This window comes from Actinomyces sp. (assembly GCF_030524025.1).
Lineage (GTDB): Bacteria > Actinomycetota > Actinomycetes > Actinomycetales > Actinomycetaceae > Actinomyces.
In genome coordinates this window covers 1-12,346 of sequence record NZ_JAUNHI010000029.1, presented here as the reverse complement: position 1 = coordinate 12,346, position 12,346 = coordinate 1, and the positions used below count along the sequence as shown (strand labels likewise).

Here is a 12,346-nt window from a genome sequence, read left to right as displayed (position 1 = left end):
GCGGGCGGGGGGCGCGCGCCCCGGCGGGGCGCCGGCGGGGCCCCGGGGGCCCCCGCGGGGGGCATGGTCTCGTCGTCGATGTCGAAGGTCTGGGGCATGGGGGCGTGCCCGGCCAGGTGGGCCAGTCTCACGGCGAGGCCCTCACGCAGGCGCCTGGCCTCGGCGACATGGGTGTTGTGGAAGCGTCGGGCCAGCACGAGGCGGTAGCAGCCGCGGTCGAGCCTGGCCAGGGCCTCGCCTCCGGCGGGGTCGGCGTGGAGCGCCTGGCGGACGGTACGGTCGACGATGGTGCGGATGACCCGTGAGAGCTCGGACTCGATGAGGTCCCTGCCGGAGGCGTCCTGCGCACCGGCGCCACTGCGCTCGGGGTCGAGCCCGTCGTCGACCACCGGCCCCTCGGCGTCCAGCGCCCGTCGCGCGGCGCGCAGGAGGATGAGGCAGGATGCGGGATCCATCAGGCCGGTGTGGGCCAGGTCGGCCGCGGCCTGGGCGCGGTGCACGAGCTGGGCCTCCAGCGTGGCGCGCGAGCCCAGGACCTGGCGGTGGAGCCGGTCGACACGCAGCGCCTTGGCGTACAGCGACCATCCCAGGGCCACGAGGACAAGGAGCACGACGAGCAGAACCGACACGGGTGCCAGCCAGGTCACGTGCGGAGCCGGTGGCGGGGCTGCCGCCCGCAGCCCGTCGGCAACCACCCAGGGGAACGGTCCGAGCATGTCGCTCATCACGCTGTTGATCACGATCACTCCTCCAGGGCGTCGCGCAGCCGGCCGACCATGGTGCGTGAGCCGGGGGTGATGCTCACACGGGTGTGGGCGGTCGACAGGGCCATGTCGTAGACGTCGAGCACGGAGTCGGTGACCGTGGCCCAGTCGTACCGGCCCACGATGTCCCGGGCCGCCTGCCGCCGCGCGTCGGCGGCGGCGGTGTCGGTCAGGGTCTCGATGATCGTACGCGCCAGGTCGGCACTGTCCTCGTTGCGGAACAGCGCGCCGTAGCGGCCCGCGCCCAGGACGTCGGAGAAGGAGGTCAGGTCCGAGGCGATGACGGCGGTGCCGGCGGCCATCGCCTCGACGAGCACGATCCCGAAGGACTCCCCGCCGGTCTGCGGGGCGACGTAGCACGAGGCCGAGGCCAGCAGGGCCGCCTTGTCCTGGTCGGAGACCCCACCGAGGAAGACGACCGACTCCCCGAAGCGGGCCAGCTCGGCGCGGTGCTCCTCGGCCTGGCCGCGCCCGGCGATGAGGAAGCGGGCCCCGGGGAGGGCTTGAAGGACGGCGGGCACGGCGGCGGCCAGGACCTGCAGGCCCTTGCGCGGCTCGTCGAGGCGGCCCAGGAAGGCGATCGTCGGTGCCTCGGGGGTGCCTACGAACCGGGGGTCGTCGTGGGGGGCCTGGGCGAAGGGTGCGACGTTGACCCCGTTGGGGATGACGACGGCGTCGCCCCCGTGGTACTGCACGAGGGTGCGACGGGCCTCCTCTGAGACCGCGATCCGTGCCGTGAGCTTCTCCACGAGGGGCTCGACGGCCGGTGAGAGGATCTCACGGGCCACCGAGCGGTCCATGGCGGCGTGGAAGGTTCCCACGACCGGGCAGGTCGCGGCCTGGAGGGCCAGGATGCCCACCGAGGGGGTGATCGGCTCGTGGATGTGCAGCAGGTCGAAGTCACCGGCCTCGAGCCACTTGCGGGCGCGGCGGGCCACGACCGCGCCGAAGTTGAGGCGGGCGACCGAGCCGTTGTACGGGATGGCGATCGCCTCCCCCGCGCTCGTCACCCCCGCGGGGAGCTCGGCGTCATCGGAGGCCGGTGCCAGAACCTCCACGGTGTGGCCGCGGCGCCGCAGCTCGGCGGCCAGGTCCATGACGTGGACCTGGACCCCGCCGTGGGCGTCGAGGGAATAGGGACACACGATGCCGATCTTCATGCCTGCTCCACACTGGTGCGCGGTGAGTCCCCGTCCCCGCGGGCGGGGTTGCCGGTCGGTTCACTGTTCTGATCGCCGGTCTGTTTTCCGGTCTGTTGACTGTCCTGCTCGGCGGCGTGCCGTCGTGCCAGCCGCTCGGGGTCGAGATCGTCCTCGAAGACCGCCTGGAGCATGTGCCAGTCGACGGCGTACTCGGCGAGCATCGTCCCCATGGCCCGGGCCCAGTCGTGGGTCGCGGCCACGACGCGCTCGCGGGCGGTTGCCCCCTGGGGCGGCCTGAGGGCACGGATCGTCACGACGACTCCCCAGGGCGAGCCTGCGCGCCGACGGCGCTCGCCCGTCAGGCGCTCGTAGTGCATGACGCCGACGTACAGGGGCCGCCCCAGGGCCTGGGCCAGGGCGGCCGGGCCCGCGGCGACCCGGGCGCGGTGCCCCGCCAGGTCGACCGCCACACCGGCCGAGGACAGGTCGCGGTCGGCCAGCAGCGGGATGAGGTAGGTGCCCCCGTCGCTCGCCGCCGCCACGAGGGCGTCGAAGACCTTCTCGCCGTGGCCCTGGCCGATGATCCGCATGCCCAGGCCTTGGCGGAAGTCGATGAACTGCTCGTAGAGGTCGGCCGGCTCCAGCCGCTCGGCGACGGTCAGAACGGTCGCCAGCTCGCGGCAGGCCCAGGCGGCGGCGAGATCCCAGTTACCCGTGTGAGCCAAGGCCACGACCACCGAGCCGTGGCGCAGGTCGTCGTGGACGGCCGGGTCGATCTCGCCGCGCACGCGGGCGAGGATCTGCTCATCGCTCATCCCGGTCAGGGCGAAGGCCTCGTAGAAGTAGCGCATGTAGGAGCGCATGCCCAGTCTGGTCGTGCGGTGCAGGCCGGCCCGGGTGGTGCTCGGTGGCAGGAGGCGGGCGAGGTTGCGCTCGAGCTGGCCGACGCCGCCGCGGCCGCCACGCAGCCGGCCGACCGCCCAGGCGGCGTCGGCCCCCAGGGCGGACAGGGCGTAGCCCACACCGGCCGGCAGGCGGTGGGCGTGCCTCCAGGCCAGGCGGTAGAGGTCCTGGACACCGGGGCGCCTCATGCCTGCGCCTCCGCGCCGACGGCGGGCAGCGTCTGGCGCCGTACCGCCATGACCCGCTGGATCACGGTGGCCAGGGAGCCCAGGGCCACGATCGTCAGTGCCGCGGTCAGGACCCAGAGGGGGGCGCCCAGGCCCACGGCCAGGACGCCGACGGCCGCGACGACGATCCGATCGGTGCGCTCGAGCAGGCCGGCGGCGGCATTAGCGCCGATCGCCTCGGCCCGTGCCCGGGCGTAGGGCACGGTCGCCGCCAGGACGACGGCGGCGACGGCGACGCTCACCGTGGCCGTGCGCAGCGTGCCGGGCTCCAGGTGGAGGGCGGCCCACACCGCCAGGGACCCGAGCATGGCCCCGTCGCCCAGGCGGTCCATCGTCGAGTCGAGGAAGGCGCCGAAGGACGAGCCCGTTCCCGTGGCGCGTGCGAGGATCCCGTCAAAGGAGTCGGCGATGACGACGAGCGCGAGCAGCGCGGGCCCCAGGACGAAGTGTCCCTGGGCCAGGGTGAGGACGCTGATGACGACCGTCGCCACCGTGCCCGTCACCGTGATCATGTTGGCGGTCACCCCGGCCCTGGCCAGGACGAGGGCGGGGCGGGTGAACAGGGAGGTGGTCAGGCCGCGGCCGTGCTGTCCGAGCATGGTGTCCTTCGAGTCGATTGCCGGTGGTGTCGTGGAAGCCGTCTGGGGCTCCGGGAGGGGCTGCGGGGGTTGCCGTGGAGGCGTCGGGCGCCCGTGGCCGGCCGGACGGGTCAGCCCCGGTCCGGGCCGGGGGCTCCCGCCAGGCGCTGCCAGGCAGCCGCCAGCATGTCGCGCTGGTCTCCCAGCAGCTGGGGCACGGGCTTGGTCTTGCCGATGATCGGCATGAAGTTGGAGTCGCCAGTCCAGCGCGGCACGATGTGCTGGTGCAGGTGGGCGGCGATACCCGCGCCCCCGACCTCCCCCTGGTTGATGCCGAGGTTGAAGCCGTGGGGGCGGGCGACCTCCCGCACGACCTCCATCGCCTGGGCCGTCAGCTCGGCGATCTCGGCGCGCTCGCTGGCCTCCGCCTCGGTCCAGTCCGACACGTGCCGGTAGGGGCACACGAGCAGGTGCCCGGTGTTGTAGGGGAAGAGGTTCATGAGCACGTAGGCGCCCACGCCCCGGTGGACGATGAGGGAACGCCGGTCGTCCTCCTGGGGCGCACGGCAGAAGGGGCACTGGGAGGCCGAGGCGTCGGGCGGCTTGCCCTGGCCCCTGACGTAGACCAGCCGGTGGGGGGTCCACAGGCGGCCGAAGGGGTCGGGTACGTCGGGGTGCTGGAAGGGGGCCTCGATGGGCACGCCGTCGGCGACGGCGCCCAGCGGGTCCTGCGCCCCGCCCTCGGGTCCCCGGCGGGGCTCGGCGGCGGGGGCGTCGGAGAGGGCCCGGTGGTCAGACACGGGTGAGCTTCTCTCCCGCTGGCTCGTTGACCCGCTCCTCGATGACCCGCACGATGTGCTCGACCGCCTGGGCCACGGGGACCCCGTTGGACTGCTCGCCGTCACGGAAGCGGAAGGACACGGCCCCGGCCTCGGCGTCCTCGCCCCCGGCGATGAGGGTGAAGGGGATCTTGTCCTTCGAGGCGTTGCGGATCTTCTTGCCGAAGCGGTCGTCGGACAGGTCGGTCTCCACCCGCACGCCACGGTCGGCCAGGGACTGGGCGACCTGGCGGACGTAGTCGTCGAAGGCCTCGGCCACCGGCACGAGGCGGACCTGGACGGGCGCCAGCCAGGCGGGGAAGGCTCCGGCGTAGTGCTCGGTGAGCACACCTATGAAACGCTCGATGGCTCCGAACTTCGCCGAGTGGATCATGACCGGCTCGCGGTGGGTGCCGTCGGGCGCCGTGTAGGCCAGGCCGAAGCGGTGGGGCTGGTTGAAGTCGTACTGGATGGTCGACATCTGCCAGGTCCGTCCGATGGCGTCCTTGGCCTGAACCGAGATCTTCGGGCCGTAGAAGGCGGCGCCGCCGGGGTCGTCGACCACCCGCAGCCCGTGCTCCTGGGCGCACTCGGCGGCGATGGAGCTGAGGATCTCGCTGGCCTGCGCCCACTGCTCGTCGGTGCCGATGAACTTGTCCTTCTTCGCCCCGTCCTCGTCCCGGGTGGAGACCTCGAGGAAGAAGTCGTCCAGGCCGAAGTCCTTGAGGACGGTGAGCACGAAGGTGAGCAGGTGGCGCACCTCGTCGGGGGCCTGCTCGGGGGTGCAGTAGGAGTGGGAGTCGTCCTGGGTGATCGAGCGCACCCGGGTCAGGCCCTGCAGGACACCGGACTTCTCGTTGCGGTAGACGGTGCCGAACTCGAACAGCCGCAGCGGCAGCTCGCGGTAGGACCGGCCCCGGGAGCGGAAGATGAGGTTGTGCATGGGGCAGTTCATGGCCTTGAGGTAGTAGGCCTGACCGTCGTCGTCCATCGGGGGGAACATGCCGTCGGCGTAGTAGGGCAGGTGTCCCGAGGTGTGGAAGAGCTCCTCGCGGGAGATGTGGGGGGTGCCCACGTACTGGAAGCCGTGGCGGATATGGGCCTGGCGGACGTAGTCCTCCATGACCCGTTTGAGCACGCCGCCCTTGGGGTGGAAGACGGGCAGTCCCGCGCCGAGCTCCTCGGGGAAGGAGAACAGGTCGAGCTCGGCGCCCAGGCGGCGGTGGTCCCGCCGCTCGGCCTCCTTGAGGCGCTCCTGGTAGGCGCGCAGCTCGTCCTTGGAGGGCCAGGCGGTGCCGTAGACGCGCTGGAGGGAGTCCCCGGACTGGTCGCCGCGCCAGTAGGCCGAGGAGGACTTGGTCAGCGCGAAACCTGTCCCGATATGCCGGGTTGACGGCAGGTGCGGGCCCCGGCACAGGTCGGTCCAGGCCACGGTGCCGTCGCGGCGCACGTTGTCGTACATCGTCAGGCCACCGGCGCCGACCTCGACGGAGGCCGACTCGGCGCCCTTGCCCTTGGTGGTGATCAGCTCGAGCTTGTAGGGCTGGTCGGCCAGCTCGGCACGACCCTCCTCCTCGCTGATCTCCCGGCGCCGGAAGGTCTGGCCCTCCTTGACGATCCGCCGCATCCGCTTCTCGACGTCCTTGAGCAGCTCGGGGGTGACGGCATCGATGTTGCCGAAGTCGTAGTAGAAGCCGTCGGTGATGAACGGTCCGATCCCCAGGTTGACCTCGGGGAAGATCTCCTGGACCGCCTGGGCCATGACGTGGGTGGTCGAGTGCCGCAGGATGTCCAGGCCCGCGGGGCTGTCCAGGGTGATGGGCTCGACGCTGGCGCCCTGCGGCAGCTCGCGGTCCAGGTCCCAGGCCTGTCCGTCGACCGTCATGGCCACCACGCCCTGTTCGCCGGAGAACAGGGCGGTGCCCGTCGTACCCACCTCGATGCTGCGCGCTGCGCCGTCGACGACGATCTCGATGGTGGGCTGGGATGGCATGGGTCTTCTCCTGGTGTCTCGTGACGCGGGGGCTGTACCGGTGCGCCCGCCTGACCCCGGAGTGTACCCGGCGCCCGCGGCGGTCAGGACGGGCCGGATTGATTCCAAGGAGTGGGGTGGGGGACACAATCTGGGCGTATGACACCGCGAGATCGGGACATATGACACCTCGAGATCGGTAGATATGACACGGCCGGGCACCGACCCGACGGTCAGGTCGCTGGTCCTGGTGCGAGCCGCAACCGTCACTGTGGACCACTATCAGCGGTCGGCACTGACAGGCACGGGCACCGGCTCGGAGGGCATGCCCGTCGGGACCGGCCCGGGCCCGACGACCGACAGTGGCGCGGGAGGTCTGCTCGCGCTCGACGTCGACGAGCTGGGCGTACGCTTCGAAGCCACCCAGCCCACGCTGCTCCGAGCCTTTACCCGCGACACAGCACACACCTCAGGACGCCACTGCGCCCGGCTGTGCCAGATGTACCGATCTCGAGGTGCCATTTCTACCGATCTCGAGGTGCCATTAGTCCCGATCTCGGCGAGGGGGAAGGTCCCGGACTTGAGACATGGACCCCGGACTCATGCACGGAGCCCCGGACTCGTGCCGCCCAGCCCGTCTCTCCCACCCCTGGGACACGTTCTTCTAGGCGCCCAGGCGCCGGCGCAGGGAGCCGCGCAGGCGGCGGGCGCGCACCATGGCTGCGTAGAGCAGACGGTGGACCGGCACGTCCCAGGCGCCGTCGACCTCCGTGGGGTGGCGGGCGTAACGCTTCTTGTACTGGCCGACGCCGTAGAGCTCGGGCACCCGGGCGGAGTCGGCGCCCATGAGGTCCAGGCCCTCGCAGCCCTCGGCGGCCAGGGTCCTGGCGACGAACCAGTCGAGGGCCTCGGCTCCCCGGAAGGTACGTGACTCGTCGGAGGAGGCCCCGTAGTAGGCCGTGGCGTGGCGACCCACGACGGTGACGAGGTCCCAGGCGTGGGCGACGCCGTCACGGCGCAGGACGAACAGGCGCGCGTGGGACGGGCCGAGGGACTGGAGCATGTCCCAGTACACCCGGCTGGGGTGGGGCCGGAAGCCGTCGCGCACGGCGGTGGCCACCATGACCTCGTAGACCTCCTCGAATGCCTGGCGGTCCAGGCCCGTCTCCTCGGCGATGACGCAGCCGGCCGCCTCAGCCACCCGCTGCGCCCGTTTGACGGCCCGCCGCCCGTCCTTGGGCATGATCTCGGCGATCTTGTCGGGGTCCCGCGGGCGCAGGTCGATGACGTAGGTGCGGTCGTAGGCGATCGTCGAGAGCAGCTCGCGGGTGTCGAGGGCCCGGTAACGGGCGTGCATGCGGATGAACACGACGCGCGGCTCGCGACGGTGCACCTCCTGGCGCAGCAGGACGCGCAGGTGCGCCTCGCGGGCCGGGGACTGCTCCTTGAGCCACACCGGCCCGTGCTTGGCCCACACGAAGGGCCGCCCCGCCACCTCGTAGCGGTACAGGGCGAGGGCCGCCACCGGCTTGCCCTCGCACTCGTAGAGGTAGCGGCCGAACAGGGACCGGCTCTGGGTGGCCTCGAAGGCCTGCCAGGCCTCGGTCTGCTCGACGGGGGTCGGCGTGCAGCCGATGGCGATGCGCATCTCCTTGGCGGTGACCCGGCGCAGTACCTCGGGACGTTCATCGGCTCGTACGGTGCTCATCGGGTCCTCGTTCGTCGTGTCGGTCGGATCCGCCGAGGATGGTGGCGGTGGAACTTCAGGTCGTGGTTGAGCTTCTGCGCGGCCACGACGAGGCGCCGCCGCACGGAGGTCTCGGCCGGGTCCAGGAGGGGGTCGACCGCCCGGGGCATGAGCCGGAGCACTGTGCGGCGCAGGACGGGGTCGGTCAGCTGGTGGAGGAGCAGGTGGTGCGGGATGAGGCTGTAGAGGACCTCGTGGCGGGCCTCGCGACGGGGCCCCGCACGACCGTCGAGGAGGTCGGCGAGCATGACCTCCATGGGATTGACCCCGGCGGCGCTCACATAGAAGGAGTTGCGCCCGATCCTGGGGTTGACCTCGAAGAACACCGGCGCACCGCCGCGAGGGTCGATCTTGACGTCGAGGTTGGCGAAGCCCCGGTAGCCCACGGCGGCGAGCACGCGCGCCGAGGCCTCCCACAACTCGGGCAGGGGCTCGGTGATCATCGCCACCGGGTTGCCGATCATCGTCGGGCTGTGGTCCTCCAGGAGGACCCGGGCCGAGGCCACGAGGGTGACCTCGCCGCTCCTGGCCACGTAGAGGGTGACCGAGCGCATCGCGTCGTCGGGTCCGGGGATCCGCTCCTGGACGACGAAGGACGAGCGGTATCGGGCCTCGCGCAGCTGGCGCCACAGCTCGGTCAGCTGGGCGGGGGTGTCGATGAAGTAGATCTTGCGCTTGCCGGGGAAGCCGACAGCGTCCCAGTCGGCGCCGACGGCGGGCTTGGCCACCAGTGGGAGGGGAAGGTCGAGCAGGGGGTCGGCCTCGGCCAGCGTCGAGCAGTCGACAACCGTCTGCCGCGGGGTGCGCACGCCCTGGGAGCGGCACACCTGGGCGAAGACGGTCTTGTCGCACAGGGCGTCGATGACCTCGGGGTCGGGGAAGGGAACGGCGTAGACCGGCTCGAGCTCGCCACGGTGACGGGCCAGGAGGCCGGCCAGGGCGTCGGTGTTGGCCAGGACGACCGCGCTGCGCTCGGCACGGCCCCGCCCCAGCCGACGAAGTGCGGCCAGGACCTCGTCCTGGGCGGCACCGACCCGCTCGACGTCGATGTAGGCGCTGCGCGTGATGGCCTCGATCGGGGCGGGGGCGAGCAGTCTGACGCGTTGACCGGTGGCCTCGTGCAGCTGGCGCGCCAGGGCGTAGGCACCGATGTCGCCGCCGACGACGACTGGAAGGAGCCCCGGACGCTGGCCCCGAGGCGAGGACGACCTCATGCGTGGAACTCCTGGTGCTTGATGTGTTCGACAACGGCTGGGGTGGCGCCGTGCGGACCTCTTCGGTCGCCGTGCCCCACTGATCTGCGCCCCAGTCACCGGACCCAACGGGATCCGAGTTCTCGGGGTGCGGACTCTTCAGCAACACGCATCGAGCCCAGAGACCAATCTAACCCGCTTGCCAGGGTTCACAGGTCATCCTCAGGAAGGAACTTTGCCGCGGCGGGGTCGTCCCCGAGGCCGAGCGTCGACGGTGGCACATGACGATGATCACCAGCATTCGCCCCTCCCAACCCGCGCGCCACCCGCCACGCGACAACGACAGGAGGCGGGTTGGGGCCCAGGGGCACCAGCAAGAGCGCCCCAGATCGATGGGGCGCCGGTGGTGGGCGATACTGGGATCGAACCAGTGACCTCTTCCGTGTCAGGGAAGCGCGCTACCGCTGCGCCAATCGCCCGAGCGGATGACGGGACTCGAACCCGCGACCCTCACCTTGGCAAGGTGATGCTCTACCAACTGAGCCACATCCGCGTTGCGCCCCGGGGGCGCGGAAGAAAAGTAGCAGAGGCCCGGCGTGGCGGCCAAATCCGCACCGGACGCGGGGCGATGACCTCGCTCACGGACGACCCGGCCATGGCAGAGTGTTCCTATGCAGACCTCGTCCTCCTCGTCGACCGCCCCTGAACTCCGGCTCGGGGGGACGTCCGCCGGCGCGGCCCCCCCCCAGGCCCCCGAGCCGGAGGACGCCCCCGCCTGGCCGGCGCCGCGCACGACCTCGGCGCAGCGCGTCTGGCCGGGCAAGCCCTACCCCCTGGGCGCCACCTACGACGGCTCTGGCACCAACTTCGCGATCTTCTCCTCGGTGGCCCAGGGCGTCGAGCTGTGCCTGTTCGACGAGGAGGGCCACGAGGAGACGGTCATGCTCACCGAGGTCGACGCCGACGTGTGGCACGGCTACCTGCCCATGGTGCGGCCCGGGCAGCAGTACGGCTACCGCGTCCACGGCCCCTACGACCCCGCCTCGGGGCACCGCTGCGACCCCTCCAAGCTGCTGCTCGACCCCTACGCCAAGGCGATCACCGGGCAGGTCAGCTCCTCCCAGGCGCTGTACTCCTACGACTTCGCCGCACCCGAGCGCCGCAACCAGGAGGACTCCGCCCCCTACGCCATGCGCTCGGTGGTCATCTCCCCCTTCTTCGACTGGGGCTATGACCGCCCGCCCAAGCACGACTACCACAACACGATCATCTATGAGGCGCATGTCAAGGGCATGACCCGTCTTCACCCCCTCATCCCCGAACAGCTGCGGGGGACCTACGCGGGCCTGGCCCAGCCGGCCGTCATCGACCACCTGACCGCCCTGGGCGTGACGACGATCGAGCTGATGCCCGTCCACCAGTTCGTCAATGACACCCACCTGCAGGACCGAGGGCTGTCGAACTACTGGGGCTACAACACCATCGGCTTGTTCGCACCGCACAACGCCTACGCCGCCCACGGCTCGGAGGGCCAGCAGGTCGAAGAGTTCAAGGCGATGGTCAAGGCCTTCCACGAGGCCAATATCGAGGTGATCCTCGACGTCGTGTACAACCACACCGCCGAGGGCAACCACCTGGGCCCGACGCTGTCCTTCCGCGGGATCGACAACGCCGCCTACTACCGGCTGGTCGACGACGACCAGGCCTACTACTTCGACACCACGGGCACGGGCAACTCACTGCTCATGCGTTCCCCCGCGGTGCTCCAGCTCATCATGGACTCCCTGCGCTACTGGGTCACCGAGATGCATGTCGACGGCTTCCGCTTCGACCTGGCCTCCACCCTGGCCCGGCAGTTCCACGAGGTCGACAAGCTGAGCGCCTTCTTCGACATCATCCACCAGGACCCCATCCTGTCCCAGGTCAAGCTGATCGCCGAGCCCTGGGACGTGGGCGAGGGGGGCTACAACGTCGGCGGGTTCCCCCCGCTGTGGAGCGAGTGGAACGGCAAGTACCGCGACACGGTGCGCGACTTCTGGCGCGGGGAGCCCTCGACCCTGGGCGAGTTCGCCTCGCGCATCACCGGGTCCTCCGACCTCTACCAGCACTCGGGCCGCACACCCGTGGCGAGCATCAACTTCGTGACCGCCCACGACGGCTTCACCCTGGCCGACCTCGTGTCCTACAACGACAAGCACAACGAGGCCAACGGCGAGGGCAATGCCGACGGCGACTCCAACAACCGCTCGTGGAACTGCGGCGCCGAGGGTCCCACCGATGACCCCGTCGTCCTGGGGCTGCGCCACCGGCAGGTGCGCAACTTCCTGGCCACGATCCTGTTCAGCCAGGGCATGCCGATGATCAGCCACGGGGACGAGATGGGCCGCACCCAGGGCGGCAACAACAACGTCTACTGCCAGGACAACGAGATCTCCTGGGTCGACTGGAACCTGGGACCCGAGCAGGAGGAGCTGCTGGACTTCACCTCGCGCCTCATCTCCCTGCGCCGGGACCACCCGGTGCTGCGACGCCGGCGTTTCTTCTCCGGGGACGCCGGCCACGGCGGGGAGTCCGACCTCGACGAGATCGAGTGGCTGGGTCCCTCCGGGGTACGCATGACCGACGAGGACTGGGGCACCTGGTACGCCCGCGCCATGGCGGTCTTCCTCAACGGCGACGCGATCGCCGAGCCCGACGAGCGCGGGGAGCGCATCACCGATGACTCGGTGCTCGTGCTCATCAACGCCAGCGACGACGACCTCGAGTTCACCCTGCCCGACGCCGACTACTCTCCCGCCTGGACAGTGGCACTCGACACCGCCCCGGCTGGCTCCGACCCGGAGCTGCTCGAGGCGGGGGCCACAACCACCGTCGAGGCCCACTCGATGGCCTTCCTCCTGTCGGTCCCGGCCCCGAGCGCGCACGACCACGGGCAGGACGACGCCGAGCCCCAGCCGGCCGCGCCGCCCGCGCCGCCCGCCCCGGCGGCCCCGGCGGCCCCG

Annotated in this window: 9 protein-coding genes and 2 tRNA genes; 1 reads left to right on the top strand and 10 read right to left on the bottom strand. The window is 71.2% G+C overall.

Translation table 11 applies throughout. The features are described from left to right. The 10 genes from Q4C85_RS09830 to Q4C85_RS09785 all read right to left on the bottom strand — a co-directional run. The coding region (locus tag Q4C85_RS09830; RefSeq protein ID WP_303141677.1) for a hypothetical protein at nucleotides 1-740 on the bottom strand (740 nt) is incomplete at its 3' end. Between the two features lie 2 nt (nucleotides 741-742). Further along, nucleotides 743-1,924: a glycosyltransferase family 4 protein gene (locus Q4C85_RS09825; protein WP_303141674.1), complete on the bottom strand. Its 1,182-nt coding sequence runs from the start codon at nucleotides 1,922-1,924 to the stop codon at nucleotides 743-745. Next, complete coding sequence (locus Q4C85_RS09820) at nucleotides 1,921-2,997, bottom strand: phosphatidylinositol mannoside acyltransferase (protein WP_303141671.1); 1,077 nt, start codon at nucleotides 2,995-2,997, stop codon at nucleotides 1,921-1,923. Before Q4C85_RS09820 ends, Q4C85_RS09825 begins: the two co-directional genes overlap by 4 nt. Continuing rightward, nucleotides 2,994-3,635 (bottom strand): CDP-alcohol phosphatidyltransferase family protein, encoded by a 642-nt coding sequence (locus Q4C85_RS09815; protein ID WP_303141669.1) that lies wholly within the window; start codon nucleotides 3,633-3,635, stop codon nucleotides 2,994-2,996. The genes Q4C85_RS09820 and Q4C85_RS09815 overlap by 4 nt, the downstream gene beginning before the upstream one ends. 110 nt (nucleotides 3,636-3,745) lie before the next feature. Continuing rightward, nucleotides 3,746-4,336, bottom strand: coding sequence for an HIT domain-containing protein (locus tag Q4C85_RS09810; protein WP_303141694.1), 591 nt, complete (start codon nucleotides 4,334-4,336; stop codon nucleotides 3,746-3,748). A 70-nt stretch (nucleotides 4,337-4,406) separates the two neighbouring features. Continuing rightward, entirely contained in the window at nucleotides 4,407-6,425 is a 2,019-nt protein-coding gene (gene thrS, locus Q4C85_RS09805) for a threonine--tRNA ligase (RefSeq protein WP_303141667.1), read from the bottom strand. Nucleotides 6,426-7,068: 643 nt separating this feature from the next. Beyond that, complete coding sequence (locus Q4C85_RS09800; RefSeq protein WP_303141664.1) at nucleotides 7,069-8,112, bottom strand: GNAT family N-acetyltransferase; 1,044 nt, start codon at nucleotides 8,110-8,112, stop codon at nucleotides 7,069-7,071. Next, nucleotides 8,109-9,365: an ATP-grasp domain-containing protein gene (locus tag Q4C85_RS09795; protein WP_303141662.1), complete on the bottom strand. Its 1,257-nt coding sequence runs from the start codon at nucleotides 9,363-9,365 to the stop codon at nucleotides 8,109-8,111. The genes Q4C85_RS09800 and Q4C85_RS09795 overlap by 4 nt, the downstream gene beginning before the upstream one ends. A 383-nt stretch (nucleotides 9,366-9,748) precedes the next feature. Next, nucleotides 9,749-9,823: transfer RNA gene (locus tag Q4C85_RS09790), tRNA-Val, on the bottom strand. 1 nt (nucleotide 9,824) lies between these two features. Beyond that, a tRNA-Gly gene (locus tag Q4C85_RS09785) sits at nucleotides 9,825-9,897 on the bottom strand. A gap of 118 nt (nucleotides 9,898-10,015) precedes the next feature. Between Q4C85_RS09785 and glgX the strand changes: the two genes are divergently transcribed. Continuing rightward, nucleotides 10,016-12,346 (top strand): glycogen debranching protein GlgX (glgX, locus tag Q4C85_RS09780; RefSeq protein WP_303141659.1); only part of this gene is annotated, 2,331 nt, incomplete at its 3' end.

Excerpts from the sequence above, each read along its gene's own strand:
- Q4C85_RS09795 (WP_303141662.1), bottom strand. The coding sequence starts at position 9,365 with ATGAGGTCGTCCTCGCCTCGGGGCCAGCGTCCGGGGCTCCTTCCAGTC.
- Q4C85_RS09820 (WP_303141671.1), bottom strand. The coding sequence starts at position 2,997 with ATGAGGCGCCCCGGTGTCCAGGACCTCTACCGCCTGGCCTGGAGGCAC.
- thrS (WP_303141667.1), bottom strand. The coding sequence starts at position 6,425 with ATGCCATCCCAGCCCACCATCGAGATCGTCGTCGACGGCGCAGCGCGC.
- Q4C85_RS09825 (WP_303141674.1), bottom strand. The coding sequence starts at position 1,924 with ATGAAGATCGGCATCGTGTGTCCCTATTCCCTCGACGCCCACGGCGGG.
- Q4C85_RS09815 (WP_303141669.1), bottom strand. The coding sequence starts at position 3,635 with ATGCTCGGACAGCACGGCCGCGGCCTGACCACCTCCCTGTTCACCCGC.
- Q4C85_RS09800 (WP_303141664.1), bottom strand. The coding sequence starts at position 8,112 with ATGAGCACCGTACGAGCCGATGAACGTCCCGAGGTACTGCGCCGGGTC.